This window comes from Parasphingomonas zepuensis (assembly GCF_036663735.1).
Taxonomy (GTDB): Bacteria; Pseudomonadota; Alphaproteobacteria; order Sphingomonadales; family Sphingomonadaceae; genus Sphingomonas.
This window is the reverse complement of record NZ_JAXOJO010000001.1, coordinates 783881-810347: the sequence shown is the minus strand read 5'-3', so window position 1 is coordinate 810347 and position 26467 is coordinate 783881. Positions and strand designations below refer to the sequence as shown.

Here is a 26467-nt window from a genome sequence, read left to right as displayed (position 1 = left end):
CCAGTGTCGCTCGCCACCGCGATATGGTGTGGCAGATATGCAACACAAGTCCCCGGTTCGTCATCGCACTTCACCCGCAACCGGGTCGATACGTAGATGCAACAAGCCCGACCCGAAACTGTCATCGCACCGCCATCACGCTCGCATGATGCTGCAACGCAGCGCGCCTACGCGCCACCACGGCGCTCAGCGGCGCTGGTGATTCGACACTATAATTGGGGACTCCATCAATGCGCCATCTGACCGCCTGCCTGCTGGCCGGCTCTGCTCTGTGCTGGCCGCTCGGCGCTCATGCCGCCGAAGAACCGCGCGCCGCCGTCGCTGATCCCGCCCCGCTGGCTGATTCGGAGACGCCCGCCGAGGCTGCCGATATCATCGTGATCGGCCGCGGCGAGACGCGGCAGGTGCAGCGCATCAGCCAGGCCGATATCGAGATTCTGGCGCCCGGGACCAGCCCGCTCAAGGCGATTGCCAAGCTGCCCAGCGTCAATTTCGCGGCAGCCGATGCCTTCGGCGCCTATGAATGGTCGGAACGCATCTCGATCCGCAGCTTCAACCAGAACCAGATCGGCTTCACACTCGACGGCATCCCGCTGGGTGACGGCAGCTATGGCAACACCAACGGCCTGCACATCAGCCGGGCGATCTCGTCGGAGAATATCGGGCAGACGATCGTGTCGCAGGGCGCCGGCTCGATCGGCACCCAGGCGACCAACAATCTCGGTGGCACGATCGAGTTCATCTCGAGCGATCCCAAATCCACCTTCGGCCTGACGCTCAACGGCACCTATGGCAGCGAAAATACGGTGCGCGCGTTCGGCCGGCTCGATACCGGCGTGCTCGGCGACAACGGGCCGAGCGCCTATGTCTCCTATGGCTTCCTCGATACCGATAAATGGAAGGGCTATGGCTCGCAGCGCCAGCATCAGATCAACGCGAAGTTCGTCGCGCCGATCGCCGATGTCCGCCTCGTCGGCACGTTCGATTATTCGGATCGGCGCGAGAATGATTACCAGGATCTGTCGCTCGGCATGATCAGCCGGCTCGGCTATGATGTCGACAATATCTCGGATAAATATACGCTTGCCGTCGCGATCGCCGATATCCTGGCGCACAATACCGCCAATCCGGGATCGCCGCTGCCTTATCCAGCGCCTTACACCTCGGCTGACGACGTCTATTTCGACGCGGCCGGCCTGCGGCAGGATTATCTCGCGTCGATCGGCGTCGAAACCGCGAAGGATGCGCCGATCCATGGCGAGCTGAAGGCCTATTATCATTCGAACCATGGCCAGGGGCTCTGGTACACGCCCTATGCGCCGACGCCCGGCGGTGCGCCGATCTCGGTGCGCACCACCGAATATGACATCCATCGCAAGGGTGTGTTCGGCTCGCTCGGCGGCAAGATCGCCTTCAACGACATCACCGTCGGCGGCTGGTACGAGAAGAATGATTTCCGCCAGGCGCGCCGCTTCTACGGCCTTACCAGCCGGCTCGCCCCGACGCGTGATTCGCTGGATTTCCAGCAGAATCCGTTCTTCACGCAATGGGCGCTCAATTACGAGACCGAGACGCTGCAATATCACGTGCAGGACAAGATCGCGCTCGGCGCCCTGACGATCAATCTCGGCTGGAAGGGGTTCGAAGTCCGCAACAAGGCGACGCCGATCGTCGGCGGCGGCCTCGCTTCGGGCAAGATCAAGACGACCGACTGGTTCCAGCCGCACGCCGGCCTGAACTACAAGCTCAGCGAGAATGCCGAGTTGTTCGGCGATTTCACCCAGGCCAAGCGTGCCTTCGTCTCGGCCGCGACCAGCGGACCGTTCGCGACATCGCAGGCCGGGTTCGATGCGCTGCTGACGACCAACAAGCTGAAGCCGGAGGAATCGAACACGTTCGAGGCCGGTGGGCGGTATCGCAACGGCGGTTTCAACGCCCTGCTCGCCGTCTATTATGTCGATTTCAGCAACCGCATCATCGCGACCACCGTCGGCGCCGGCATCATCGGCAATCTCGCGACCTTGTCGAACGTCGGCTCGGTCCGCTCCTATGGCGTGGAGGGCGCGGTCGAGGCCAAGCTCGGCTACGGCTTCGGGGTGTTCGCGTCGTACAGCTATAACGACTCGACCTATCGCGACGACGTCCCGGTCGCGCCCGATCTGTCCACCAATCCGCCGACTCAGCGCCCTTCGATCGCAACCGCCGGCAAGACCACCGTCGACAGCCCGAAGCACCTCGCCAAGGGTGAGATCACGTACGACAAGGGCATGTTCTTCGGGCGGATCGGCGCGAACTATATGAGCAAGCGCTACTTCACCTATACCAACGATCAATCGGTGCCCGGACAGGTGCTGTTCGACGCGAGCATCGGCGCCCGCGTTACCCTGCCGGGCGATCGGCAGGTCGAGGTGCAGCTCAACGCGACCAACCTGCTCGACAAGAAATATGTCGCGACGATCGGGTCGAACGGCTTCGGCAACAGCGGCGACAACCAGACGCTGCTCGCCGGTGCCCCGCAGCAGTTCTTCGTGACCCTGAAGACCGGCTTCTGATCCCCGGCACCGCTCCCACCCCGGCGGGAGCGGTGCCGACTTGAAGCCGGAACAGGGGTGCTCGGCGCCATTGTCGTGGCCGGGCGCCGCGCCTAGACCATCCGCAAAACAAGGCGGGTGAGGATCGATGCGGCGACATCTCGTGCGGGGCGCGACCGGACTGGTCGTCCTCCTGATCCTGGCAGCGATCGGCCTCGCAACCTGGGAGCCGCTGACCGCCACGGCTCCCGCGGCGCCACCCGCCCACGCCTATGACGTGAAGATCGCGCGCGACACGTTCGGCGTGCCGCACATCTTCGGCAAGACCGATCCAGACGTCGCCTATGGCATCGCCTTCGCGCATGCCGAGGACGATTTCGCGACTCTGCAGGAAGTGCTCGCGATGACGCGCGGGCGGCTCGGCGCGATGACCGGCGGGGACGGGGCGAAGACCGATTATGTCCTGCACCTGCTCGGCGCGCGCGAGACGGTGGCGCGCGATTATAGGAAGCAGCCCGCCGATGTGCGCGCGCTGCTCGACGGTTACGCCTCGGGACTGAACCGTTATGCCGAGAAGCATCCGGGCGAAGTGCGGCTGGCGAAGCTCTTCCCGGTCGACGGGCGGGACGTTGCCGTCGGCTTTGTGCTGCGCTCGCCTTTCTTCTTCGGGCTGGACGGCGTGCTTGGGGCGCTTGCCGGCGACACGCCGCTGCCGCCGGAAAGCGCCGGCCCGGTGCCCGATGCGCCGGATATCACGCCGGTCGGCCCGGACGGCACCGAGAACGGCTCGAACGCCTTCGTCGTCGCGCCGAAGCGATCGGCGGACGGCTTCACTCGGCTCGTCTCCAATTCGCACCAGCCCTGGCGTGGCGGCGTCGCCTGGTATGAGCTGGTAGTGCATTCGCAAGCCGGCTGGAACTTCGCCGGCGCGACGTTCCCGGGCGCGCCCTATCCGCTGCTCGGGCATAACCGAACGCTCGGCTGGACCAACACGGTCAACCGGCCCGATCTGATCGACATCTACAAGCTGGTGCTCAATCCGGCGGGCGATGCCTATCGCTTCGAGGGGCAGTGGCGGCCGCTCCAAAAGACCCGGGTGTGGTTGCCGGTAAAGCTGTGGGGCCCGTTCGTGCTGCCCGTACCGAAGACGGTGCTGCGCTCGGTGCAGGGGCCGGTGATCGCGACGGCCAAGGGCGCGTTCGCGTTGCGCTATGGCGGTGCCGACCAGCTGAAGATGGTCGAGGAATATTACCGGCTCAACCGCGCGCGCGATTTCGGCGAATGGCAGCGGGCGCTGGCGATCCAGGGCGTGCCGGCGACCAATTTCCTCTATGCCGACGCGGCGGGCAACATCGCCTATTTCTACAATGCGAGCTTCCCCAACCGGAAGCCGGGCTATGATTATACAAAGGTCCTGCCGGGCGACACCGCGCGCGACCTGGCCGCCGGCACCGTCCCCTGGGAGCGGGTGCCGCGCAACGTGAACCCGGCATCGGGCTTCCTGATAAACGCGAACAATACGCCTTTCCAGGCGGCGGGGACAGGCTCGGAGATGAATCCGGCGGTCTATTCGCCACTGCTCGGAATCGAGACCGACACGACCAATCGCGCGACCCGCGCACTTGAGTTGATGAGCGCCGATCCGTCGATCACTGACGAAGAGCTCCACCGGATCAAGTTCGATACCGGCGTCAGCCGGGTGAGTTGGGCCGCGAAATGGTTCGCGGATCTGGCTGCGGTCGACCCGAAGGGTGACCGATCGCTGATCGCGGCCCAGACGCTCCTGGCGAAATGGGACTGGAATTATGATGGCAAGGGCCCGGCCGATTCGATCGCCGCGCTGCTGCTGCGCGCCGGCAACAAATGGCACTACCAGCGCCGGCCGAAGGCAGATCCTCGCGAGGAACTCGCAACGGCCGCTGCCTATCTGACGAAGCATTTCGGCCGGCTCGATCCGCCGCTCGGCACGGTGCTGCGCGTTCGTCAAGGCAAGATCGACCTGCCGATGGACGGCGGCCCCGACGTTCTGCGCGCCGCCGCGCTGTGGGACGAGGCGCCCGACGGCCGGCTCGCCGTCCGCCACGGCGACAGCTTCATCATGTTCGTCGCCTGGGATCGGCAGGGCAGGGTGAGCTCGCAATCGATTCAGCCTTTCGGCGCCGCGACGACCCGCCCCGATTCGCCGCATTATGCCGATCAGGCCCCGTTGTTCGTCCGCCATCAGATGAAGCCGGTATGGTTCGATCCGGCGCAGCTCAAGGGGCATGTCGAACGGATTTACCGGCCGTGATGCCCCGGATTGCGTCGCAGATTGGCTGCGCTATACCTGTGTAATATAATTGCTTCTTCGAGGACGTATCTTCCATGAACACCAAATTGATCGCGCTTGCCGGCGTGGCGATGGCTGCGCTCGCGACCCCCGTTGTGGCCGCACCTCCCGTCGCTGCCGCCAAGTCTGCCCCGGTCAAGCCGGCGCCGCTTTCCGTCCTCGCGAAGAGCGTCGACATTCCTTACCAGGCATTCACGCTCCCCAACGGCCTGCGCGTGATCGTCCATACCGATCGCAAGGCGCCGATCGTCGCGGTCTCGGTCTGGTACAATGTCGGCTCCAAGTTCGAGCCGGCCGGCAAGACCGGCTTCGCGCATCTGTTCGAGCATCTGATGTTCAACGGCAGCGAGAATGCGCCGGGTGATTTCTTCGCGCCGATGAAGGAAGTCGGCGCGACCGACCTTAACGGCACGACCTGGTTCGATCGCACCAATTATTTCGAGACGGTACCGACCCCGGCGCTGGCGCGGGCGCTGTTCCTCGAAAGCGACCGCATGGGCTATCTCGCCGGCGCGGTGACTCAGGGCGTGCTCGACGAGCAGCGCGGCGTCGTCCAGAACGAGAAGCGCCAGGGCGACAACCAGCCCTATGGCCTGGTCGAATATAGCCAGCTCGCCGCGCTCTTCCCGGAAGGCCATCCCTATCGCCACTCGACGATCGGCTCGATGGCCGATCTCGACGCCGCCAGCCTCGCGACGGTGAAGGACTGGTTCCACGATCATTACGCGCCGAACAACGCGATCCTGGTGCTTGCCGGGGATATCGACGCCGCCACGGCGAAGCCGCTGGTCGAGCAATATTTCGGGGCGATCCCGCGCGGCCCGCAGAGCGTGGTGCCCAAGGCCGACGTTCCAACGCTGCCCGCCGCCACCAGCGAAGTGATGAAGGACCGCGTCGCCACGACGCGCATCTATCGCAGCTGGACGGTGCCCGGGGTGAACGACAAGGACGCGATCCTGCTGGACGTCACGGCCGGCGTGCTCGGCGGCCTGTCCAGCTCGCGCCTCGACAATGCGCTGGTGCGCAAGGAGAAGATCGCGGTCCGCGTTTCGGCCAGCAACCAGACCTTCGCCCAGCTCGGCATGTTCGAAGTCTATGCCGATGTGAAGCCGGGCGTCGATCCGGCGCTGGTCGCCAAGCGGCTCGATGAAGTGGTGGCCGATCTGATCGCCAACGGCCCGACCGCCGACGAGGTGCTGCGCGTTGCCACCGGCAGCGTGACGAGCACCATCCAGGGGCTCGAATCGGTCGGCGGCTTCGGCGGCAAGGCAGCGACCCTGGCGCAGGGCGCGCTCTATTCGGACGATCCGGCCTATTACAAGAAGCAGCTCGCGACGCTGGCGGGGGCAACCCCGGCGCAGGTCAGGACGGCAACCGCCAAGTGGCTCAAGCGCCCGGTCTATGCGCTGACGGTCGAGCCCGGCGCGCGCGAGGCCTATGTCGAGGCGGCGGCGGTCGAGCCGAAGCCGGCGACCGACGTGCCCGCCAAGGGCACGCGCGGCGAGATGCCGGCGGTCGGCACAATCTCCGACATCGTCTTCCCATCGGCCGTGCATACCAGCCTCAGCAACGGCATCGAACTGGTCTATGCGCAGCGCGATGCCGTGCCGATCACCCAGGCAGTGATCAGCTTCGACGCCGGGGCCGCGGCCGATCCGACGGGCAAGCTCGGCACGCAGCAGCTGACGCTCGGCGTGATGGACGAAGGGACGGCCACCAAGGATTCCGTGACGATCGCCGAGATGAAGGAGCGGCTCGGCGCGAGCATTGGTTCCGGGGCGAGTCTCGACCGTACGAGCCTGACCTTCTCGGCGCCCAGCCCCAATCTGGCGCCCGGGCTCGATCTCTTCGCCGATGTGGTGCGCAATCCGGCCTTCGCCCCGGCCGAGGTCGACCGAGTCCGCAACCAGCAGCTCGCCCAGATCTCGGCCGAACTGACCAGCCCCGGTGGCCTCGCCTCGCGCGTGATGCCGCGGCTCGTCCATGGCCCTGCTTCGCCCTATGCCAAGTCGTTCGGCAGCGGCGATCCCAAGGCAGTCGCGGTGCTGACCCGCAACGATCTGATCGCGTTCCAGCATGCCTGGCTCCGGCCGGACAAGGCACGGATATTCGTCGTCAGCGATCGACCGCTGGCCGAGGTGAAGGCAGCGCTGGAGACGCGTTTCGGGGATTGGCAGTCGACCGGCCCGGCCGGCGTGAAGGATTTCTCCACGCCGCCGCAGCCCGCCACGCCGCGTATCGTGCTGATCGACCGGCCCGATTCGCCGCAATCGCTGATCTATGCGGCGACGCCGACGAGCCTGAAGGGAACGGACGAATTCGTGCCCCTGCTTGCCGCCAACGACACGCTGGGCGGCGGCTTCCTGTCGCGGATCAACATGGATCTGCGCGAGGACAAGCATTGGTCCTATGGCGCGTCGGGCGGTTTCCAGCGTGCCGAATTCGCGGCGCCCTATGTCATCCAGGCGCCGGTGCAGGCGGACAAGACCGGCGCGTCGATCGCGGCGCTGCGCGCCGACGTTGGGGATTTCCTGACGACCAAGGGAATCACTCCGATCGAGTTCGACCGGACGATCGCCGGCACGATTCGCTCACTGCCCGGCAATTTCGAAACCGCCGGCGCCGTGCTGTCGGGCCTGCAGTCGAACAGCCTCTACAAGCGGCCGGACGATTATTATGCGACGCTGCCGAAAGTTTATCGCACGCTCAAATCCGATCAGCTTGACGCTGCGGCACGCGCGGCAATCGACCCGTCGAAGCTGATCTGGGTCGTCGTGGGCGACGCGAAGACCGTCCGGCCTCAGCTTGACAGCCTCGGACTGCCGGTTGAGGTGGTGCCAGCGGCGTCCGTTGCGGACGTGCGCTAGGGATTCTAAGATCAGGAGAGACGAAATGGCTGAAGTCGACGGCACCTGGGATACCACCGTTAAGTCGCCGCTCGGCGATCAGAAGATGACGCTGACGGTGAAGACCGACGGTGGCACCTTCACCGGCACCAACGCCGGCGCGATGGGCTCCACGGATATCAGCGGCACGGTCGATGGCAACACGATCAAGTGGACGATGAACATCACCGTTCCGATGCCGATGAGCCTCGATTGCACCGCGACCGCAGACGGCGACACGCTGACCGGAACGGTCGGCGCCGGCGCATTCGGCAGCTTCCCGCTGTCGGGCACGCGCACCGCATAACCGCACCGCGATCGCGATACGAAGAGGCCCGCCGTCGCGAGACGGTGGGCCTTTTTGCTGACTCGTCCCGGATCCGGTGGAACGACCTTATCGCGCGAGGCGCGTCACATGCCCCATCTTGCGGCCGGGGCGTATCGTCTTGCCGTAGAGGTGCAAATGCGCACCCGGCTCGGCGAGAATCTCTGCCCAGCGATTGGCGTCGTCGCCGATCAGATTCTCCATCTCGACCCGTGGCGCCATCAGCCCGGTATCGCCGAGCGGCAGGCCGCAGATCGCGCGGATATGGTTCTCGAACTGTGAGGTGACCGCGCCCTCGATCGTCCAATGCCCCGAATTGTGCACGCGCGGGGCCATCTCGTTGAACACCGGGCCCTGATCGGTCGCGAAGAATTCGCAGGCGAGCACGCCGACATAGTCCAGCGTGTCGGCCACACGCCCGGCCAGCGCCGCCGCTTCCGCCCAGTGCCGCGCGATCTCGACGGGCGCGGGGAGCGAGGAGCGGGCGAGGATGCCCTCGACATGCTCGTTCCAGGGCGGCGGATAGCTGACCATCGCACCGTGCGCACCGCGCGCCAGGATGATCGAGAATTCGTGGGAGAACTGGACGAAACCTTCGAGGATCGCAGGCCGCGCGCCGATTGCCGCCCAGGCGGCGGCGGCCTCGCCGGCGCTGCCGATGCGGACCTGGCCCTTGCCATCATAGCCGAGCCGGAGCGTCTTCAGGATCGCGGGCGCGCCGATCTCGGCCAGCGCTGCCTCCAGTTCCTCGATCGTATCGACCTTGCGCCACGGCGCGGTCCGGCCGCCCAGGCCATCGACGAAGCTCTTCTCGGTGGCGCGGTCCTGCGCGACCGCGAGCGCGGCCGGCAGGGGATGTACCGGGATGCGCGTGGCGAGATATTGCAGCGGCTCGAGCCCGATATTCTCGAACTCGTAGGTGACGACGTCGGCTGAGGAGGCCAGTTCGTCGAGCACGATCCGGCTGTGATAATCGGCGCGCGTGAAGCTGGACGCGGTCTGCGCCGCGACGCTCTCTGCGTCGGGGGCGAGGACCTGGGTACGATAGCCGAGTTGCGCGGCCGCGGCGGCGAGCATGCGCCCGAGCTGCCCGCCGCCGAGGATGCCGATCGTCGAGCCGGGCGGGAGGGCTGTCATGCCGGATCGCTCGCCACGCTCTCCGTCTGGGCGGCGCGCCATTTCTTCAGTCGCTCGGCGAGCAGCGCGTCGTGCGTCGCCAGGATCGCGGCGGCGAGCAGGCCCGCATTCTTCGCGCCGGGCTTGCCGATCGCCAGCGTGCCGACCGGGATGCCGCCGGGCATCTGCACGATCGAAAGCAGGCTATCCATGCCCTTCAGCGCCTTGGATTCGACCGGCACGCCGAGCACGGGCAGATGCGTCAGCGCCGCCGCCATGCCGGGCAGATGCGCCGCGCCGCCGGCGCCGGCGATGATCACCTTCAGCCCGCGATGCTCGGCCTGGGCGGCATAATCATAGAGCCGCTGCGGGGTGCGATGGGCGGAGACGACCTTGGTCTCGTGCGGCACGCCAAGTTCGGCGAGCGCATCGGCGGCGTGGCGCATCGTCTCCCAATCGGAGGCGCTGCCCATGATGATGCCGACAAGGGGATGATCCGTCATGCGCTACCCCGGTGGAAGGAGCGGTTTCCTAGCCACGGGACGCCGTAAGGGCAACTTACTAAAGCTCCTCCCTGAAGGGGAGGAGCTCAAGAAGATCAGCGCTCGCTCAGATAATAGCGATCCGTCGCGTTCAGGGCGTCGTCCAGCTCGTACACGATCGGCTGGCCGGTCGGGATTTCGAGGCTGGTGATCTCGTCGTCGGGGATATTGGAGAGATGCTTGACCAGAGCGCGGAGCGAATTGCCGTGCGCCGAGATCAGCACGCGCTGGCCGTCCTTCAGCGCCGGTACGATGCGGCCGTCCCAATAAGGCAGCACCCGGGCGATCGTGTCCTTCAGGCTCTCCGTGTCGGGGATATCGATGCCGGCATAGCGGCGGTCCTGCGACAGGTCGAACGGGCTCCCCTCCTCGAGCGGCGGCGGCGGGATGTCGAAGCTGCGGCGCCAGATATGGACCTGCGCGTCGCCATGCTTCGCTGCGGTCTCCGCCTTGTTGAGCCCGGTCAGGCCACCATAATGCCGCTCGTTCAGCCGCCAGTCCTTCTCGACCGGCAGCCACAGCCGGCCCATTTCCTCGAGCGCGAGGTTGAGCGTCTTGATCGCGCGGGTCTGCAGGCTGGTGAAGGTCAGGTCGAAATCCAGGCCCTTCTCCTTCATCAGCCGGCCCGCGGCGCGGGCTTCCTCGGCGCCCTTTTCGGTCACGTCGACGTCCCACCAGCCGGTGAAGCGGTTTTCGAGGTTCCAGGCCGACTGGCCGTGGCGGATCAGGACTAGGGTCGGCATGCTGGCTCCCGGATGGTCGATGACGCGCCCTCCTCTAGCGACTGGCGGCGCTGAGGCAACTTGCCGTGTGCGGGAACGTCATGGCATGCGCACGGCAAGGAGAAACGCCATGGCGATCGTGCGGCAGACACTGGTTTATGGCGGCCCGGGCGGCCCGTTCGAGGGCGTGATCGCCTATGAGGACGAAATACGGACGCTGCGCCCCGGCGTGCTGGTGATACCCAATGTCCGCGGCCTGAAGGAAGCCGATGTGCTGAAGGCGGAGGAACTGGCGAAGCTCGGCTATGTCGGCTTCGCCTGCGACGTGTTCGGCCAGGGCAAGCGCACGACGCCGGAATCGCCCGATATCGCCGTCTATATGAAGGAGATGAACGCCGATCGGGCGCAGCTGCGCGACCGGCTCGCCGCGTCGCTCGAAACGCTGAAGGGGTTCGACCGGGTCGATCCGGCGAAGACCGCCGCGACCGGCTTCTGCTTCGGCGGGAAATGCGTGCTCGACATGGCGCGCGCCGGGCTGGATTTCCGCGGCGGCGTGAGCTTCCACGGCGTTTATGACCGGCCCGATTATGCCAATGTCGCGCCGATCGAGGCGAAGCTGCTGATCTGCCATGGGTGGGAAGACCCGATCGCACCGCCCGACGCCATGGTCGGCCTCGCCCGCGAGCTGACCGAAGGCGAGGCCGACTGGCAGATCCATGCCTATGGCAATGCCGGCCACGCCTTTACCGACCATGCCGCGGTGAAGGGCAACCGCCCCGGCGTCTTCTACGAGGAACGTGCCGACCGGCGCAGCTGGCAGGCGATGCAGGATTTCCTGACGGAACTGTTCGCCTGAGGCGATCGCTCAGAGCGTATCGATCACCTCGGCCAGCACTTCGAGGCACGAATGCGCGAGCTGCTTGCTGCGTTCGGGTGACCAGCCGAATTCGGGGTCCGGATTGGGATCGTGATCCTTGAACGGCATTTCCAGCGTCATGCCGACCGCGCCGAAGCGCTCGGCGAGCTGGTTGGTCGACATGGTCAGGTTGGCCTTGCCCGGGCTCGACTTGTCATAGCCCTTCTCGATCTGGAAATCGGGCGTGTGGGCGGCGAGGCGGCGTGCATAGTCGTAATATTTCTCGCCCTGTGCGTCAGTCCAGCTCGGGATGCCCTCGAAACCGGCGAGGAAGTTCGCCGGGATCGCCTCGTCGCCGTGCACGTCGATCGCGAAGGCGACGCCGGTCTCGTCCATGGCGTTGCGCACGCATAGCACTTCGGGGCTCTTCTCCGCCGATGGCGCATGCCATTCGCGGTTGAGGTTCACGCCGGCGGCGTTGGTGCGCAGATGCCCGCGAAAGCTGCCGTCAGGGTTCATGTTCGGCACGACATGGAACGTCGCCTTGGCAAGCAGTGCCGCCGTCACCGCATCGTCGGTATCGGTCAGCCGCTCCAGCGCGCCTTCCATCCACCATTCGGCCATCGATTCGCCGGGATGCTGGCGGGCATAGAGCCAGACCTGCTTCGGGCCGGTGCCGATCTTCAGACAGTCGATCGCACGGCCGTCGAGCGACTGGCCGAGCTGGCGGTGCGTGACGACAGGCTGTGCCGCGGTCGCCGCGACCAGCGCGTCGTGGCGCTCCATCGTATAAGGCGCGAAATAGGCGAACCACACCAGCTCGCTGTCACCTTCCCAGTCGAATTCGAGCACGCCGTCGGCATAGCGCGTCTCGGTCATCCGCCAGTCGATCCGGTCCGTCGAGACACGTGCCTTGTAGCCGGGCCAGCCGAACGGATAGGCCGAGCTGCCCGCGTTCACGATGCGATAGGTGAGCTTGCGCCCCCGCGCGCCGGCGACGCGGAAATAGAACCATTGGTAGAAATCGGACTGATGGTCCTGCACGATTTCCAGGTCGACGCGATCACCGGCAATGGCGACCAGACGGATATTGCCGCCGTCGAAGGCGGCGTTGATCTGAATGCTCATTTGACGGTGATAGAACGGCCGGATTCGCCGGGGAAGCCCAGGAACAGGGCATGGGCGAGTTTGCCGGCCGCTGCCGTCGCCTGTGCCTCGGGCGCCCGGTCGTCGGCCTGGGTCTGGGCGCGGCCCTCCCAGATCACGGTGCCGTCGCTGCGCCGCCGGATCTGCACCGACAGCTCGGTCGCGACGACATAGCGCGACTTGCTCTTGCCGATCGGGAAGGAAATGCCGCCGCCGAGCCCGACGCCGCCGCCCCGGCCGCCGCCATAGGAACCGCCGCCGAGACCAACGGTGAACGGCGCAGGGCGCGGCGCCCCCTCCAGCGTCGTGCGGGTGAAGCCGACTACGGCGAGATACTGGCCGCCAGCTCCAGTGGCTGCGGGGGTATAGCCCGACTGGACCAGCTCGGACTGGACGGCGCCCGCATAAGTGGAGAATTCAAGGCTGGCCGGTCCGCCGCCCGGCAACGGCTCGACCGCGATCGTGCCGCGCTCGATCGGTGCGCCGAGGTGGAAGCGCGTTACCTCGACCGGCCCGCTCACCGTCGAGGCGGCGCAGCCCGCAAGGCTCGTCGCGGCGAGCCCGATCAGCAATATCCGTGGCGCCTTCATCCTGCATGTCCTTCAAATCGATTGTTGCGAACCGGTAACGCTCCCCCGATAACGCTCGATAGGACGTTCCGGGTTCCGTGTCGCGCGGGTTGACTTGGGACCCTCCCGTCCATATGCGGGCGCCTCTTTCCAACACCCGAGAATCAAAGAAGCGAATCGATCATGAAGATCCGCAATTCCCTGAAGTCGCTCAAGGGGCGTCACCGCGACAACCGCGTGATTCGCCGCCGTGGCCGCACCTATGTCATCAACAAGACGAACCGTCGCTTCAAGGCCCGCCAGGGCTAAGTGAGCCGGCCGGCTGCCGTCGTCTTCGACGTCGGCAACGTCCTGTATGACTGGAACCCCCGGTTCCTATACGAGCGCCTGATCGAGGACGATCGGGCGCTCGATGCGTTCCTGCGCGATGTCGCGACCAGGGAATGGCATTTCCAGCATGACGAGGGCCGCCCCTTCGCCGAGACTTCGGCGGAGCTGAGCGCCCTGTATCCCGAGCATGCCGAGCTGATCGCTCACTGGGGCCCGCGCTTCAGCGAGACGATTCCCGGCATGCTGCCCGGCATGGCGGAGCTGGTCGCCGAGATCGATTCGGCCGGCGTGCCGCTGTTCGCGATCACCAATTTCTCCGGCGAATTCTGGCGCCCGTTCCGCGACCGCGAAGCCGCGATCTTCGATCGCTTCCGCGACATCGTCGTCTCCGGCGACGAGCGGCTGGTGAAGCCCGATCCCGCCATCTACCACCTCGCGCTCGACCGGTTCGGGCTTCAGCCTGGCGAGGCGGTGTTTATCGACGACCGTGCCGACAATATCGCCGCCGCGAATGATGTCGGCATGCACGGCCTGGAGTTCGTCGACGCGCCGACCCTGCGCGGCCAGCTGAGCCGGTTGGGGCTACTCGGCGCCTGATTTCGTCCAACAGCGACTCGGTTTTTCGCTCTTACGCCGCTCCCATTTTTTTCTTCCGCTGTTATGTTGGAATCCCGGCCCGATTTATTTGTTTGATTCCAGCGGGTTGATGCCGCTTTTCCCTGTTACGGGCTAACAGCGGAAAAAATGCCGAAAGAAGGTCGAAAACGGCGCGGGTTTTCCGCGTGGCAGGACGGAGGCACCGCGCCGGTCTCGTCCAACATCATCCAGTCATGTCAAAGAGCGAGCCCGGGTTGCGGACGCGTCACCCTCTCATGATCGGCAGCCGGGTTGAATCGAGGTTGCTTGCCCCGACGTGATTTGTGTACACCGTGTACATATCTGGAGACGATCATGGAAATGTCGGTTCGCGAGGCACGGGCCCAGTTTGCCGCGGCGCTGGCTGCGGTCGAGCGCGGGGAACGGGTGACCATCACCAAGAATGGCAAGCCCGTCGCTGAATTGGTGGCGCCGCCGGTGAAGAAGGGATTCGACTGGGAACGCGCCGATCGCGTGCGCAAGGAACTGGGGTTGGATACGTTGCCGACGCCAGTGCTGGACGAGGCATGGCGCGAGCAATTCGACGATCCTGCCTGGGGGCGGGAGCTGTTCGGGCTCGACGATGACTGGGATCCGACGCGCCGATGAGGCTGCTGCTCGATACGCATTTCCTCCTGTGGATGATGCAGGATCGCGCGCGGTTGAGCGTCGCGGAACTCGAGCTGCTCGGGCGCGGCGACGTCACTCTGCTGATCTCGCCGATAGTGATTTGGGAAATCAGAATGAAATGGAACAGCCTCGATCGGAACGGCCGGCCCAAGGGGTTGATCAGCCCTGAAGCAGCATTGAGTTATGTCACGAAAAATGAAATCGAAATGGCGCCGCTGACCAGCGAACACTGCGCTGCGTCGCTCGATCCACCCATTGGACACAAGGACCCGTTCGACGAGATGCTGCTCGTCCACGCCGCGCAACTTGGGGCCAGGCTGCTCACCCGCGACAAGCTGCTGATGGCTCACCCACTCGCAATCAGCTGCTAGCCGCCATAGCCCTTCAACTCGTCGCCGATCACGCGCACGACGTGCAGCACGTTGGTCGATCCCGGCGTGCGGAACGGGACGCCGGCGATGATGATCAGCCGGTCGCCGGCCTTGGCGATATTGTGGCGCAGCGCCATGCGCTTGCCCTTGGCGACCATGTCCTCGAACGATTCGACATCGCGGGTGTGCACGGCATGGGTGCCCCACAGCAGGCCGAGCCGCCGTGCGGTTTCGATCTTAGGGGTCAGCACCAGCAGCGGCACTGACGGGCGCTCGCGCGCGACGCGGCGCGCGGTCGAGCCGGACGAAGTGAAGCAGATGATCGCCGCCGCCGTCACGGTCGCGGCGATGTTCTTCGCTGCCTCGGCCAGCGCGTCGGCAGTGGTCGGATCGGGACGGGTGACGGTAAAGTGTATGCGGTCGCCGTGCATCGGATCGCGCTCGACCGCTTCGCCGATCGAATTCATCATCGCCACCGATTCGATCGGCCAGGCGCCCGCAGCGCTTTCCGCCGACAGCATGATCGCGTCAGCGCCGTCATAGACCGCGGTGGCGACGTCCGAGACTTCGGCCCGGGTCGGCGTGGGCGCAGTGATCATCGATTCGAGCATCTGAGTCGCCACGATCACCGGGCGGCCGAGCCGGCGTGCCGTCTCGACGATGCGCTTCTGCAGCGGCGGCACCGATTCGGGCGGCAGTTCGACGCCGAGATCGCCGCGCGCGACCATCACGCCGTCGCATTGCTCGACGATCTCCTCCAGCCGTTCGATCGCCGACGGCTTCTCGATCTTGGCCATCAGCGCGGCCTTGCCCTGGATCAGCTTGCGCGCCTCGGCCAGATCCTCGGGGCGCTGGACGAAGCTGAGCGCAATCCAGTCGACTCCCTGATCGATCGCAAAGGCCAGATCGCTGCGGTCCTTCACGGTGAGCGCAGCCATCGGGACCACCACGTCGGGCACGTTCAGGCCCTTGTTGTTGGACAGCGCGCCGCCGACCACCACGGTCGTCACGATGCTGGTCTCGTCATGGCGCTCGACCCGCAGCACCAGCTTGCCGTCGTCGAGCAGCAGCCGGGCGCCTGGCTCGATCGCCTCGAAGATCTCGCGGTGCGGCAGCTCGACCCGGGTCGCGTCGCCCGGCGTCTTGTCGCGGTCGAGCACGAAGGTCGATCCGGTGACGAGCTCGGTCCGCCCGCCCTCGAACTTGCCGACGCGCAGCTTCGGCCCCTGGAGATCGGCCAGGATCGTCGTCGGCCGGCCATATTTCTTCTCGAGGCTGCGAATCGCCTGGATCACCGCGATCTTCGATTGCTGATCGCCATGGCTCATGTTGACGCGAAAGGCGTCGGCGCCCGCTTCGAACAGCTTGCCGATCATCTCTGCGGTGCTGCTGGCGGGCCCGAGGGTCGCGAGCACGCGCACTTTTCGCGATCTCGGACTGATGGCCTTGGTCATGACATTCCTCGTCTTGTGCGCGCTTGGCTCTAACCCCTATCTCCATTCGATCAACCGTGGAGCATGGGAAATGACGGATTTGGATTCAATCGACGATGGGGTGGCGGCGGCTGCCTTCCGCCGGCTGGTGCGTCACCTGCGCCACCGCGAGGATGCGCAGAATGTCGATCTGATGGGCCTGGCCGGCTTTTGCCGCAACTGCCTGTCGGACTGGGTGCAGGAAGCGTCGGGCGGCGCGCTCGACCGGGAGGCGGCGCGGGAGGCGATCTACGGCATGCCCTATGCCGAGTGGAAGGCGCATCACCAGGGCGAGGCGACCCCGGAGCAGCTCGCGCGCATGGCCGAAAGCGTCGCGAAGAATGCGTGACGCGCGCGCCCGGGTCGCCTAAAGCCCCCCACCTTTCCAACGAATCAAAATCCGGGGACTATGCAATGAGCGACGTGATCGCCGCCGACCAGCTTCGCCTTTTCATCGAGCGCATCGAGCGGCTCGAGGAAGAGAAAAAGGGCATCGCCGACGACATCAAGGACGTCTATGCCGAGTGCAAGTCGACCGGCTTCGACGTCAAGACGATCCGCACGATCGTCAAGCTGCGCAAGATGGAGAAGCATCACCGCGACGAGGCCGAGATGCTGCTCGATACCTACAAGGCGGCACTCGGGCTCGACTGAGCCACCCCTTTTCCTTTCGCCCCGAGCTTGTCGAGGGACTGTTCTTTCTTCTACCTCGGGTGCAGCAAGGGCAGGGCGCCGACAGGCTCGGCCCGAACGGTTAGTTTTCAGGACGTCCCATGGCAGGCCATTCCAAATACAAGAACATCATGTACCGCAAGGGCGCGCAGGACAAGAAACGGTCCGCCGCCTTTTCGAAGCTCAGCCGCGAAATCACCGTCGCGGCGAAGATGGGCACGCCCGATCCGGACATGAATCCGCGGCTGCGTGCGGCGATCAACGCTGCCAAGGCGCAGTCGATGCCCAAGGACAATATCCAGCGCGCGGTCGACAAGGCCGCGCGGGGCGATGCGGAGAATTACGAGGAAATCCGCTATGAGGGCTTCGGCCCCGGCGGCGTATCGCTGATCATCGAGGCGCTGACCGACAACCGCAACCGCACCGCGACCAATGTGCGCGTCGCGGTGGCGAAGAATGGCGGCAATCTCGGCGCGAGCGGATCGGTCAGCCATGGCTTCGACCGGATGGGCCTGATCTCCTATCCGGCCAGCGCCGGCGATGCCGACAAGGTGTTCGAAGCGGCGCTCGAGGCCGGGGCGGAAGACGTCCAGTCGAGCGAGGACGGCCATGAGATCTGGACCTCGAACGAAGCGCTGCACGAGGTGGTCAACGCGCTCACCCCGGTGCTCGGCGAGCCCGAGGGCGCCAAGCTGGCCTGGAAGCCGCAGACCATGGTCGATGTGGGTGAGGACGATGCCGGGCTGCTGTTCAAGCTGATCGATACGCTCGACGAGGATGACGATGTCCAGCAGGTCTGGGGCAATTACGAAGTCTCGGATGCGATCCTGGAGAAATTAGGGTGACCTCCCTTCCTCTCCTCCCGTTTGCGGGAGGGGAGTGCGGCGGCCCTTTGCCCTGTCCGGGGGACAGGGCTGCTGCCGCACTAGGGGTGGGCGCCCGGCCAACGCAAGCGGTCCGCTTGAGGAGAACGCGAGCCCACCCCTCGGTCCCCTCCCGCGAGCGGGAGGGGAGGAAGAAGTGATCATCCTGGGCCTCGATCCCGGGCTTGCCACGACCGGCTGGGGCCTGATTCGTGCTGACGGCAACCGCCTGTCGCACCTCGCCAATGGCCGGCTCAAGACCGACGCGGCCGCCCCGCTGCCGCGCCGGCTCGCGCATCTCGATGCGATGCTCTCGGCGCTGATCGTCGATCACGCACCAGACACCGCCGCGGTCGAGGAGGTGTTCGTCAACGCCAACCCGCAATCGACGCTGAAGCTCGGCCAGGCGCGCGGCGTGGTGCTGTGCGCGGTGGCGCGCACGGGGATCGAGGTGGGCGAATATGCCGCGCGGCTGGTCAAGAAGGCAGTGGTTGGCACCGGCGCCGCGGAAAAGGAGCAGGTCCATGCGATGATCGGGCGGCTGCTGCCCGGCGTGAAGATCGACGGTGCCGATGCGGCCGACGCGCTGGCGGTGGCGATCTGCCACGCGCACCATGTGGCGAGCGCGCGGCGCATCCCCAAAGCCTGATCCGCCCCCTCCCCGTGCCGGGGAGGACCTGCTAGCACCATTCCATGATCGCCCATCTCAAAGGCCGCCTCGACTCCCTCGGCATCGACCATGCGGTGATCGATGTCGGCGGCGTCGGCTATCTCGTCGGCGCCTCGTCCAAGACGCTTGCCGCGATCGGCCCGGTCGGGGAGGCAGCGATGCTCCACACCGAGATGCTCGTCGCCGAGGATTTCATCCGCCTGGTCGGTTTCGCCACCGCGAGCGAGCGGGACTGGTTCCGGCTGCTCACCGGCGTGCAGGGCGTCGGCGCGCGGGTCGCGCTGGCGATCCTGTCAGCGCTCGATCCGGCCGATCTGAGCCGCGCCATTGCCGCGCAGGACAAGGCTATGGTGGCGCGCGCCAACGGCGTCGGCCCCAAGCTCGCCGAACGCATCGTGCGCGAGCTGAAGGACAAGATCGGCGGTGTCGCGATCGGCGGGGCAAGCCCGGTCGTGGCGGGCAGTTCGGGTTCGGACGCGGTCTCTGCGCTGCTCAATCTCGGCTTTCGCCCGGCCGAGGCAAGCGCCGCGGTGGCAGCGGCGGAGGAGGAGCTTGGCGGGAACCCGACGCTCGACGCGCTGGTCCGCCTCGCGCTGCGCAAGGCGTCGCGTGCGTGATCGCGCGGCTTTGGCACGGGGCTGTCCCGGCGGCCAAGGCGGAGACCTATCTCGCGCTTATGCGCAGCGTCGCCATTCCGGATTACAAGGCGACGCCGGGCAATCTCGGCGCCTGGTGCCTGCACCGCGCCGAGGGCGACGTCGTGCATGTCCAGATGCTCAGCTTCTGGCCCGATATCGCCGCGATCAGGCGCTTCGCCGGAGAGGATCATGAGGTCGCCAAATATTACGACTTCGACCGGGATTTCCTGATCGAGCTCGAGCCGCATGTCATCCATTACGAGGTGCATGACGAATAGAACGCCGGCTAGAGCGGGATGACTCTAGCTAGAGGGAAGCCGATTCCACGCGATGTCATCTCGCTCTAGTTGCGCTTCCCCGGCGAAGGTCTGGGCGCGGTGGAGAGGTCGTGGTCACGGAGCGCAGCGCTCAACCGTGATCGTTCCCCAACTGGGCCCCGGCCTTCGCCGGGGAAGGAAAGGGTTACACGATCGGCGTCAGTAGCGGCTTTCCCGCGAAATGCGCGTCGAGATTGGCAACCACCAGCGCCGCCATCTCCGTGCGGCTCTCCACCGTCGCGCTGCCCTGGTGCGGCGCCAGCACGACCTGGTCCATCTCGCGCAGCGCCTCGGGCACATGCGGCTCGTCGGCGAACACGTCGAGGCCGGCCCCGGCGATGGTGCCGTTCGCCAGCGCCGCGATCAGCGCCGGCTCGTCGACCAGGCTGCCGCGCGCGACGTTGATCAGCACCCCGTTCGGGCCGAGCTTCGCCAGTATCGCGGCGTCGACGATGTTGCGGGTTGCCGCGCCGCCGGGCGCGATCAGGATCAGCGTGTCGCAGCTCTCCGCCAGCGCGCCGATATCGGGCATGAAGCGATAGCCCGAATCCGGCCGCTCGTGCCGGGCGGTGTAGAGCACTTCGCTTGCGAACGCCGCGGCGCGGCGGGCGATCGCCTGGCCGATCGTGCCGAAGCCGAAGATGCCGATCCGCCGGCCGCTGCTGCGCCGGCCGAGCGGCACGTTCCAGCCGCCGGCCCGCACCGCGCGATCATTGACGGCGATCCGCCGGTCGACCGCGAGCATCAGGCCGATGGCGAGATCGGCGACGTCGTCCGTCAATATGTCGAGCGTCGTCGTCACGCGCACGCCGCGCGCCCGCACCGCGTCGAGATCGATCCGTTCGTATCCGACGCCGTTGACCGAGACGATCTCCAGCGCGGGCAGCCGATCGAGCAGCGCCCGGTCGACCAGGACGCTGCCGCCCCCGACGATCGCCCGCGTGGTGGGCGGCGGATTGTCGCGGTGCACGACGAAGCGCTTCGCCAGTTCGTCCATCAGGGTCCCGGCCATCTGGGCGGGCAAATACAGGTCGGGAAGATCGCTCATCGCGCCCTCCTACCGCGCGCGCCTTGCCCCCGCCAGCGTCCGCGCGCTATCGCCGTGACGTGACTGACAGCGACCGCCTCCTGACGCCCGCGCGCAAGCCCGAGGATATCGACGCGGCGCTGCGCCCGAAGACGCTCGACGAGTTCGTCGGGCAGAAGGCGGCGCGCGAGAATCTGCGCGTCTTCATCACCGCGGCGAGATCGCGCGGCGAAGCGCTCGATCATGTGCTGTTCTTCGGCCCGCCCGGGCTCGGCAAGACCACGCTGGCGCAGATCATCGCGCGCGAGATGGGGGTCGGCTTTCGCGCCACCTCGGGTCCGGTCATCGCCAAATCGGGCGATCTCGCGGCGCTGCTGACCAATCTCGAGGATGGCGACGTGCTGTTCATCGACGAGATTCACCGGCTCGCGCCCGCGGTCGAGGAAGTGCTGTATCCTGCGATGGAGGACCGCGCGCTCGATCTGATGATCGGCGAAGGGCCGTCGGCGCGTTCGGTGCGGATCGATCTGCCGCGCTTCACCCTGGTTGGCGCGACGACTCGGCAGGGCCTGCTGACCACGCCGCTGCGCGATCGCTTCGGCATTCCGGTGCGGCTGCATTTCTACACCGTCGACGAGCTGGAAAAGGTCGTGACGCGCGCGGCGGCGCTGCTCGACCTGCACGTTTCGCCCGACGGCGCGCACGAAATCGCCCGCCGCTCGCGCGGCACGCCGCGCATCGCCGGGCGGCTGCTGCGGCGGGTGCGCGATTTCGCCAATGTCGCGGGGCGCGAGACGGTGGATGCGATTGCGGCCGATGCTGCGCTCAACCGGCTCGAGGTCGACAAGCTCGGCCTGGACGCGATGGACCGGCGCTATCTGATGATGATCGCCGACGTCTATCGCGGCGGCCCGGTCGGGGTGGAGACGCTCGCCGCCGGGCTGAGCGAGCCGCGCGACACGGTCGAGGAAGTGATCGAGCCCTATCTGATCCAGCTCGGCCTGATCGCCCGCACCGCGCGCGGGCGCTGCCTCAACGCGGGCGGCTGGAAGCATCTCGGGCTCAATCCGCCCGCGAACAGCCAGGACGGGCTGTTCGACTGACCGGCTTTCGCAAGCCGGCTCCACTGCCACCCGCGTTCCACATCATCGCTTAACGGTCTCGCGCTACACAAGCCGGGCGATTGCGGCGTGAGCTGCGGTGAGAGGGGGATCGCGATGACTGTTCATTTGTCCATTGACGCCGGACTTCCGGAAATGGCATCCATTCCCGATGCGAGCACCAAGGGCGTGCGCTTCTACCGCGAGCCGGCCGAACCGTGCCCGCTGCAGATCACCTTCCTCGAAGCGGCCGGCGAGGAAGCCTGGGTGGCGACCATCCGCGGCCTGCTCGCGACCGGACGCGCCGCGGAAGCCGATGCCCGGCTCATGGCCGATCTTGCCGGCTTCGACGGTGCGCTGGCCCAGCTGTGCAAGGCGACGTCGGCCGACGATGGCCTGCTCTCGGGCTGGGAGGATCTCCTCCCGATCCTCGCCGAATGGGAAGGGCCGCCGATCACGGCGATCACGCTCGGCCTCACCAACCAGCGGGATCTGGTTTTCGAGAGCGGAGAAGCCAGCGAGCCCGATCTGATGCTCGGGCTGTATTCAGACGAAGCGTTCCGGTTCAGCGAGGCGAGCAAGGCCGATATTCTGGCCGAGTGCGGCAAGGAACTGCCGGCCTGGTTCGATGCCGAAGAGGATGTCGAATTCCATCTGACCTTCTCGGGCCTGGCGGAGCTCAACACCGCGATCATCAACTGCATGCATCGCTATTTCCTGCGCGATGGCCGTGACGGGGTCGAGGGCCGGGCGCCCGGGGGCTATGTCGAATTCGTGCTCGCCAGCTGGCTGCTGGCCACGCGCTTCCTCCAGGCGGCCGAACGGGCGGTATCCGACAAAAGCATCCCAGAAGGCTGCCGGCTAATCGCCGGGACGATCGGGACGAGCGCGGATTTCGTCGCGATCCTCGGGCCGGAGCGGCCCACCATCGCCGCGTCCGCGCGTGCCGCGCCGGCCCAGCCGGGCTTCGCCACGCTGAGCATGAAGCCCTGGGTGCCCCGCGACGACCCGACCGCCTATCCTGCGAGTGCCCAGACGCTCCGACAGCGCATCAGCGCGACCGAGCCGGTGGCTGATGAGGCGCCACGCCGCAGCGCACTGGCGCGCCTGTTCGGCCGGTTCCGCCGCGGCGGATAGAGTCCATCTAAATCACTGATGAATAAGGACTTTTAAGGGTCGAGAGCCATAGATATGGGACATGCCAGTGCCCCATATCTTTCGGTGCCGCGAACCCAGGGCGCGCGAATGACCTTCGACTCACCCTATACGACCTCGGCGCTATCGCGTTTGCCTGTTATTTTCAGTAATGGTTTTATCATGTTGCGCCGCATGATGGCTCAGCCTCCTACAATCTGATAGCGCCTCGAACATGCCAACGGCCGCCGCCTCCGCCCGAGAAATCCTCGTCCGCCTCCACGATCTGATGGCGTCGCGCACTGCCGCCCAGGCGAAGCTCAACTCCGTCGTGCAGATCGTCGGCGAGGCGATGACCAGCGAGGTCTGCTCGATCTATCTGCTGCGCGACGGCGTGCTCGAACTCTATGCCACACGCGGCCTGGCGCAGGAGGCCGTGCACGTCACCAAGCTCGCGCTCGGCGAGGGGCTGGTCGGCACGATTGCGCAGGAAGTCGAGACGCTCAACCTCGACGAGGCGGCGAGCCATCCCGATTTCGCCTACAAGCCCGAGACTGGCGAGGAGAAATTCCACAGCTTTGCCGGCGTGCCGATCATCCGGCGCGAACGCGCGGTGGGCGTGTTGTGCGTCCAGCATGCCGATCCGCACCGCTATGACGATGTCGAGATCGAGGCGTTGCAGACCGTCGCGATGGTGCTGAGCGAGCTGATCGCCAATGCCGATCTCGCCGACGCCACCGGCGCTGCCTCGACTCGCCCGCAATCGACCGCGCCGATGCGGATTCAGGGGCTCAAGCTCGTCGACGGCATGGGCAGCGGCTATGCCGTCTATCACCAGCCGCGCATCACCATCGAGCATACCGTCGCAGAGGATGCCGAGGCCGAGCGGCACCGCGTCTATGCCGCGTTCGACAAGATGCGCGAGCAGATCGAGCGCATCTCCGCCCAGGCCGAGTTCGGCGTGGGCGGCGAGCATGAAGAGGTGCTCGAGACCTACAAGATGTTCGCCTATGACGAGGGCTGGAGCCGCCGTATCAACGAGGCGATCGATTCCGGCCTGACCGCCGAGGCGGCGATCGAGCGCGTGCAGCAGCGCACCCGCATGCGCATGCGCCAGATCGACGATCCGCTGCTCGCCGATCGGATGCACGATCTGGAGGACCTGTCCAACCGGCTGCTGCGCATCGTTTCGGGCCAGATGGGCACCGCGGCGCAGATGGGCCTGCGCCAGGACACGATCCTGATCGCGCGCAATCTCGGGCCGGCGGAACTGCTCGAATATGACCGGCGCCGGCTGAAGGGTGTCGTGCTCGAGGAAGGATCGCTCACCGCGCACGTCACCATCGTCGCGCGCGCCATGGGCGTGCCGGTGCTCGGCCGCGTGAAGAGCGTGCGGCGCCTGATCGGCGAGGGCGATCTGCTGCTGCTCGACGTGACCGAGGGCAATGTCTTCGCCCGGCCGTCCTCGGCGATGGAGGAAGCGTTCGAGACGAAGCTGCAGCTGCGCCAGAAGCGCCGCGCCGCCTTTGCCGCGCTCAAGACCGAATTGCCGATTACCAAGGACGATCACCGGATCACGGTGATGGTCAATGCCGGGCTGCGCGACGATGTCGCCGCGCTCGACGTGACGGGCGCCGACGGCATCGGCCTGTTCCGCACCGAGTTCCAGTTCCTCATCTCGGCGGCGCTGCCCGCGCGCGAGCGGCAGTTGCGGCTCTATAAGGACGTGCTCGACGCGGCGGGCGACCGGCCGGTGATCTTCCGCACCGTCGATATCGGCGGCGACAAGGCCTTGCCCTATCTCAACAAGGAAGATGCCGACGAGGAGAATCCGGCGATGGGCTGGCGCGCGCTGCGGCTCGCGCTCGATCGCGGGGGCCTGATGAAGGTGCAGGCGCGCGCGCTGCTCGAGGCGGCGGCGGGGCGGACGCTCAACGTGATGTTCCCGATGGTGTCCGAGCCGTGGGAGTTCGACGAGGCGCGCGCCCTGTTCGAGACTCAGCGCGACTGGATGGCCGCGCGCGGCCGCAAGCTGCCGGCGGAGATTCGCTACGGCGCGATGCTCGAAGTGCCGGCGCTGGCCGAGCAGCTGGATCTGCTGCTGCCCAATATCGATTTCCTGTCGGTCGGCACCAACGATCTCACTCAGTTCCTGTTCGCCGCCGACCGCGCCAATCCCAAGCTGGCCGAGCGCTACGACTGGCTGAGCCCGGCGATCCTGCGCTTCCTGCGCCGCCTGGTCGGGCCGACGCGTGGCGCGAACGTGCAACTGGCGGTGTGCGGCGAAATGGGCGGGCGGCCGCTCGAGGCGATGGCGCTGATCGGGCTCGGCATCGACCGGCTCTCGATCACCCCCGCCGCGGTAGGGCCGATCAAGGCGATGGTGCGCTCGCTCGATCGCGGCGCGCTGATGGAGTATATGTCCGGGCTGCTGGCATCCCCGCCGCGCGACATGCGCGGGGCGCTGGCTGCCTGGGCGGCGAAAAGCGGCGTCGAACTGGCATGATAGCGTGACGGGCGGCGCCGCCAGCCGTTGACAGGGTGCGAGCGCTTTGTGAGACACGCGGCGGCGTAGGAACATAAACTAGGGCCGCAACCTGCCTCGCCGGAGACCAGCATGACCGATACCGACCCCGGCGAAGAAGCGACCCTGTTTCCCAAGACGGCGGGCGAGCGCCTGCGCGAGGCGCGCGAGGCGCAGGGCCTGTCGCTGGCCGAGATCGCGGCGCGGACCCGCATTCCGGTCCGCCAGCTCGAGGCGATCGAGGCGTCCAATTATGCGGCGCTGCCGTCGATCACCTATTCAGTCGGCTTCGCCAAGGCCTATGCCCGTGCGGTCGGCGCCGACGAGGTCGCGATCGCACGCGACGTGCGCAGCCAGAACAATGTGACGGCCCGGCGCACCGACTATGAAACCTATGAGGTGAGCGAGGCGTCGCGCGTGCCGAACAGAAGCGTCCTGCTGATCTCCAGTGTGCTCTTCGTGTTGCTCGTGATCGCGGGTGGGCTCTGGTACGGCACCACCTGGTTCCGCGGCGAGGAAGTGCTGGTGCCAGCGGCGATCGAGAATGTCGAAGAGGCACAGCCCGAGCCTACGCCCGCGCCCGCCACGGCCGGGCAGGTCTCGCTGACCGCGACTGACGAGGTCTGGGTGCGAATCTACGATGCGGCGGGCAAGACGCTGTACGAGAATACGCTGAAGCCGGGCGACCGCTATGACGTGCCTGCCGATGCCGATAACCCGATGATCAATGTCGGCCGGCCCGACAAGATCCAGGTGATGCTCAACGGATCGCAGGTCGCCCCGCTCGGTGACGGATCGCGCGCGATCCAGGATGTCGGGATCAGCGCCGCCGCTCTGCGCGCCCGCATCGACGCCAGCGCCGCGCCGACGCCGGCCGCGACTTCGGCGACTCGCCGGGCGGCGCAGCGCCAGCCGCAGGCTGAAAGCACGCCGACCCCCGGCGCGACCGACGCGACTCCGCCCGCCTTCGCGCCGGCGCCCGCGCCGACCACCACGCCTTAAGGCTGGCGACAGGATAATGGTGTCAGCTATTGTCCGGCCCTTCACCGTACCGGGATGTTT

26 protein-coding genes are annotated in these 26467 nt (G+C 66.5%); 19 read left to right on the top strand and 7 right to left on the bottom strand.

Annotation, left to right across the window (positions count from 1 at the left end; all coding sequences use genetic code 11):
• Window positions 1-230: 230 nt before the first annotated feature.
• From U1769_RS03915 to U1769_RS03900, 4 genes are all read left to right on the top strand, one after another.
• Entirely contained in the window at window positions 231-2552 is a 2322-nt protein-coding gene (locus U1769_RS03915; protein WP_332712205.1) for a TonB-dependent receptor, read from the top strand.
• Between the two features lie 127 nt (window positions 2553-2679).
• Window positions 2680-4821 (top strand): penicillin acylase family protein, encoded by a 2142-nt coding sequence (locus U1769_RS03910; RefSeq protein WP_332712202.1) that lies wholly within the window; start codon window positions 2680-2682, stop codon window positions 4819-4821.
• A 74-nt stretch (window positions 4822-4895) separates the two neighbouring features.
• Window positions 4896-7727, top strand: a complete 2832-nt coding sequence (locus U1769_RS03905; RefSeq protein WP_332712199.1) for a M16 family metallopeptidase — start codon at window positions 4896-4898, stop codon at window positions 7725-7727.
• A 25-nt stretch (window positions 7728-7752) separates the two neighbouring features.
• Complete coding sequence (locus U1769_RS03900; protein WP_332712196.1) at window positions 7753-8052, top strand: hypothetical protein; 300 nt, start codon at window positions 7753-7755, stop codon at window positions 8050-8052.
• An 87-nt stretch (window positions 8053-8139) separates the two neighbouring features.
• On the opposite strand, the gene U1769_RS03895 is transcribed toward U1769_RS03900, so the two are convergent.
• From U1769_RS03895 to gpmA, 3 genes are all read right to left on the bottom strand, one after another.
• Complete coding sequence (locus U1769_RS03895) at window positions 8140-9207, bottom strand: 5-(carboxyamino)imidazole ribonucleotide synthase (protein ID WP_332712194.1); 1068 nt, start codon at window positions 9205-9207, stop codon at window positions 8140-8142.
• Entirely contained in the window at window positions 9204-9689 is a 486-nt protein-coding gene (gene purE / locus U1769_RS03890) for a 5-(carboxyamino)imidazole ribonucleotide mutase (protein WP_332712191.1), read from the bottom strand. Before purE ends, U1769_RS03895 begins: the two co-directional genes overlap by 4 nt.
• A gap of 95 nt (window positions 9690-9784) precedes the next feature.
• Entirely contained in the window at window positions 9785-10471 is a 687-nt protein-coding gene (gene gpmA, locus U1769_RS03885) for a 2,3-diphosphoglycerate-dependent phosphoglycerate mutase (protein WP_332712188.1), read from the bottom strand.
• A 109-nt stretch (window positions 10472-10580) separates the two neighbouring features.
• On the opposite strand from gpmA, the gene U1769_RS03880 reads away from it, so the two are divergent.
• Window positions 10581-11306, top strand: a complete 726-nt coding sequence (locus U1769_RS03880) for a dienelactone hydrolase family protein (RefSeq protein ID WP_332712185.1) — start codon at window positions 10581-10583, stop codon at window positions 11304-11306.
• Window positions 11307-11315: 9 nt separating this feature from the next.
• Here the strand turns inward: U1769_RS03880 and U1769_RS03875 are convergent, their stop codons facing one another.
• Together U1769_RS03875 and U1769_RS03870 are read right to left on the bottom strand one after the other, a co-directional pair.
• The gene (locus U1769_RS03875) at window positions 11316-12434 is read right to left on the bottom strand and encodes a M14 family metallopeptidase (RefSeq protein WP_332712182.1); all 1119 of its coding nucleotides are present in this window, start codon (window positions 12432-12434) and stop codon (window positions 11316-11318) included.
• Entirely contained in the window at window positions 12431-13042 is a 612-nt protein-coding gene (locus U1769_RS03870) for a DUF4136 domain-containing protein (RefSeq protein WP_332712179.1), read from the bottom strand. The genes U1769_RS03875 and U1769_RS03870 overlap by 4 nt, the downstream gene beginning before the upstream one ends.
• Before the next feature lie 162 nt (window positions 13043-13204).
• Here U1769_RS03870 and ykgO point away from each other — a divergent pair, with 162 nt between their 5' ends.
• The 4 genes from ykgO to U1769_RS03850 all read left to right on the top strand — a co-directional run bounded on the left by ykgO (window position 13205) and on the right by U1769_RS03850 (window position 14988).
• Complete coding sequence (ykgO, locus tag U1769_RS03865) at window positions 13205-13330, top strand: type B 50S ribosomal protein L36 (RefSeq protein ID WP_004210176.1); 126 nt, start codon at window positions 13205-13207, stop codon at window positions 13328-13330.
• Window positions 13331-13948 carry an HAD family hydrolase gene (locus U1769_RS03860; protein WP_332712175.1) on the top strand — a complete coding sequence of 206 codons (618 nt, stop codon included), beginning with the start codon at window positions 13331-13333 and terminating at the stop codon, window positions 13946-13948.
• A gap of 354 nt (window positions 13949-14302) precedes the next feature.
• Window positions 14303-14596: a type II toxin-antitoxin system Phd/YefM family antitoxin gene (locus U1769_RS03855; RefSeq protein WP_332712172.1), complete on the top strand. Its 294-nt coding sequence runs from the start codon at window positions 14303-14305 to the stop codon at window positions 14594-14596.
• On the top strand, window positions 14593-14988 hold the full coding sequence (locus U1769_RS03850) for a type II toxin-antitoxin system VapC family toxin (RefSeq protein WP_332712169.1): 396 nt from the start codon (window positions 14593-14595) through the stop codon (window positions 14986-14988). Before U1769_RS03855 ends, U1769_RS03850 begins: the two co-directional genes overlap by 4 nt.
• On the opposite strand, the gene pyk is transcribed toward U1769_RS03850, so the two are convergent.
• Window positions 14985-16442, bottom strand: a complete 1458-nt coding sequence (gene pyk / locus U1769_RS03845) for a pyruvate kinase (protein ID WP_332712166.1) — start codon at window positions 16440-16442, stop codon at window positions 14985-14987. The two genes, U1769_RS03850 and pyk, sit on opposite strands and share 4 nt — an antisense overlap.
• A 70-nt stretch (window positions 16443-16512) precedes the next feature.
• Here pyk and U1769_RS03840 point away from each other — a divergent pair, with 70 nt between their 5' ends.
• The 6 genes from U1769_RS03840 (at window position 16513) to U1769_RS03815 (ending at window position 19581) form a co-directional block, all read left to right on the top strand.
• Complete coding sequence (locus U1769_RS03840; RefSeq protein WP_332712163.1) at window positions 16513-16809, top strand: DUF1244 domain-containing protein; 297 nt, start codon at window positions 16513-16515, stop codon at window positions 16807-16809.
• A gap of 65 nt (window positions 16810-16874) precedes the next feature.
• Window positions 16875-17114, top strand: a complete 240-nt coding sequence (locus tag U1769_RS03835) for a DUF2312 domain-containing protein (protein WP_332712161.1) — start codon at window positions 16875-16877, stop codon at window positions 17112-17114.
• 119 nt (window positions 17115-17233) lie between these two features.
• Complete coding sequence (locus tag U1769_RS03830) at window positions 17234-17977, top strand: YebC/PmpR family DNA-binding transcriptional regulator (RefSeq protein WP_332712158.1); 744 nt, start codon at window positions 17234-17236, stop codon at window positions 17975-17977.
• A 175-nt stretch (window positions 17978-18152) separates the two neighbouring features.
• Window positions 18153-18644: a crossover junction endodeoxyribonuclease RuvC gene (gene ruvC, locus U1769_RS03825; RefSeq protein WP_332712155.1), complete on the top strand. Its 492-nt coding sequence runs from the start codon at window positions 18153-18155 to the stop codon at window positions 18642-18644.
• 44 nt (window positions 18645-18688) lie between these two features.
• On the top strand, window positions 18689-19282 hold the full coding sequence (ruvA, locus tag U1769_RS03820; protein ID WP_332712152.1) for a Holliday junction branch migration protein RuvA: 594 nt from the start codon (window positions 18689-18691) through the stop codon (window positions 19280-19282).
• Window positions 19279-19581, top strand: coding sequence for a hypothetical protein (locus U1769_RS03815; protein ID WP_332712148.1), 303 nt, complete (start codon window positions 19279-19281; stop codon window positions 19579-19581). Before ruvA ends, U1769_RS03815 begins: the two co-directional genes overlap by 4 nt.
• Before the next feature lie 184 nt (window positions 19582-19765).
• On the opposite strand, the gene U1769_RS03810 is transcribed toward U1769_RS03815, so the two are convergent.
• Window positions 19766-20668: a 2-hydroxyacid dehydrogenase gene (locus U1769_RS03810; RefSeq protein ID WP_332712145.1), complete on the bottom strand. Its 903-nt coding sequence runs from the start codon at window positions 20666-20668 to the stop codon at window positions 19766-19768.
• Window positions 20669-20727: 59 nt separating this feature from the next.
• Between U1769_RS03810 and ruvB the strand changes: the two genes are divergently transcribed.
• From ruvB to U1769_RS03790, 4 genes are all read left to right on the top strand, one after another.
• The gene (gene ruvB, locus U1769_RS03805; RefSeq protein ID WP_332712143.1) at window positions 20728-21750 is read left to right on the top strand and encodes a Holliday junction branch migration DNA helicase RuvB; all 1023 of its coding nucleotides are present in this window, start codon (window positions 20728-20730) and stop codon (window positions 21748-21750) included.
• Between the two features lie 153 nt (window positions 21751-21903).
• Window positions 21904-22884 carry a hypothetical protein gene (locus U1769_RS03800; protein ID WP_332712140.1) on the top strand — a complete coding sequence of 327 codons (981 nt, stop codon included), beginning with the start codon at window positions 21904-21906 and terminating at the stop codon, window positions 22882-22884.
• Window positions 22885-23116: 232 nt separating this feature from the next.
• A complete protein-coding gene (ptsP, locus tag U1769_RS03795; protein ID WP_332712138.1) occupies window positions 23117-25387 on the top strand; it encodes a phosphoenolpyruvate--protein phosphotransferase in 2271 nt (756 codons plus the stop codon).
• Between the two features lie 111 nt (window positions 25388-25498).
• Window positions 25499-26407, top strand: a complete 909-nt coding sequence (locus tag U1769_RS03790) for a helix-turn-helix domain-containing protein (protein ID WP_332712135.1) — start codon at window positions 25499-25501, stop codon at window positions 26405-26407.
• The last annotated feature ends 60 nt before the right edge of the window (window positions 26408-26467 follow it).

Excerpts from the sequence above, each read along its gene's own strand:
- U1769_RS03915 (WP_332712205.1), top strand. The coding sequence starts at position 231 with ATGCGCCATCTGACCGCCTGCCTGCTGGCCGGCTCTGCTCTGTGCTGG.
- U1769_RS03910 (WP_332712202.1), top strand. The coding sequence starts at position 2,680 with ATGCGGCGACATCTCGTGCGGGGCGCGACCGGACTGGTCGTCCTCCTG.
- U1769_RS03905 (WP_332712199.1), top strand. The coding sequence starts at position 4,896 with ATGAACACCAAATTGATCGCGCTTGCCGGCGTGGCGATGGCTGCGCTC.
- U1769_RS03900 (WP_332712196.1), top strand. The coding sequence starts at position 7,753 with ATGGCTGAAGTCGACGGCACCTGGGATACCACCGTTAAGTCGCCGCTC.
- U1769_RS03895 (WP_332712194.1), bottom strand. The coding sequence starts at position 9,207 with ATGACAGCCCTCCCGCCCGGCTCGACGATCGGCATCCTCGGCGGCGGG.
- purE (WP_332712191.1), bottom strand. The coding sequence starts at position 9,689 with ATGACGGATCATCCCCTTGTCGGCATCATCATGGGCAGCGCCTCCGAT.
- gpmA (WP_332712188.1), bottom strand. The coding sequence starts at position 10,471 with ATGCCGACCCTAGTCCTGATCCGCCACGGCCAGTCGGCCTGGAACCTC.
- U1769_RS03880 (WP_332712185.1), top strand. The coding sequence starts at position 10,581 with ATGGCGATCGTGCGGCAGACACTGGTTTATGGCGGCCCGGGCGGCCCG.
- U1769_RS03875 (WP_332712182.1), bottom strand. The coding sequence starts at position 12,434 with ATGAGCATTCAGATCAACGCCGCCTTCGACGGCGGCAATATCCGTCTG.
- U1769_RS03870 (WP_332712179.1), bottom strand. The coding sequence starts at position 13,042 with ATGAAGGCGCCACGGATATTGCTGATCGGGCTCGCCGCGACGAGCCTT.
- ykgO (WP_004210176.1), top strand. The coding sequence starts at position 13,205 with ATGAAGATCCGCAATTCCCTGAAGTCGCTCAAGGGGCGTCACCGCGAC.
- U1769_RS03855 (WP_332712172.1), top strand. The coding sequence starts at position 14,303 with ATGGAAATGTCGGTTCGCGAGGCACGGGCCCAGTTTGCCGCGGCGCTG.
- U1769_RS03850 (WP_332712169.1), top strand. The coding sequence starts at position 14,593 with ATGAGGCTGCTGCTCGATACGCATTTCCTCCTGTGGATGATGCAGGAT.
- pyk (WP_332712166.1), bottom strand. The coding sequence starts at position 16,442 with ATGACCAAGGCCATCAGTCCGAGATCGCGAAAAGTGCGCGTGCTCGCG.
- U1769_RS03840 (WP_332712163.1), top strand. The coding sequence starts at position 16,513 with ATGACGGATTTGGATTCAATCGACGATGGGGTGGCGGCGGCTGCCTTC.
- U1769_RS03835 (WP_332712161.1), top strand. The coding sequence starts at position 16,875 with ATGAGCGACGTGATCGCCGCCGACCAGCTTCGCCTTTTCATCGAGCGC.
- U1769_RS03830 (WP_332712158.1), top strand. The coding sequence starts at position 17,234 with ATGGCAGGCCATTCCAAATACAAGAACATCATGTACCGCAAGGGCGCG.
- ruvA (WP_332712152.1), top strand. The coding sequence starts at position 18,689 with ATGATCGCCCATCTCAAAGGCCGCCTCGACTCCCTCGGCATCGACCAT.
- U1769_RS03810 (WP_332712145.1), bottom strand. The coding sequence starts at position 20,668 with ATGAGCGATCTTCCCGACCTGTATTTGCCCGCCCAGATGGCCGGGACC.
- U1769_RS03800 (WP_332712140.1), top strand. The coding sequence starts at position 21,904 with ATGGCATCCATTCCCGATGCGAGCACCAAGGGCGTGCGCTTCTACCGC.
- ptsP (WP_332712138.1), top strand. The coding sequence starts at position 23,117 with ATGCCAACGGCCGCCGCCTCCGCCCGAGAAATCCTCGTCCGCCTCCAC.
- U1769_RS03790 (WP_332712135.1), top strand. The coding sequence starts at position 25,499 with ATGACCGATACCGACCCCGGCGAAGAAGCGACCCTGTTTCCCAAGACG.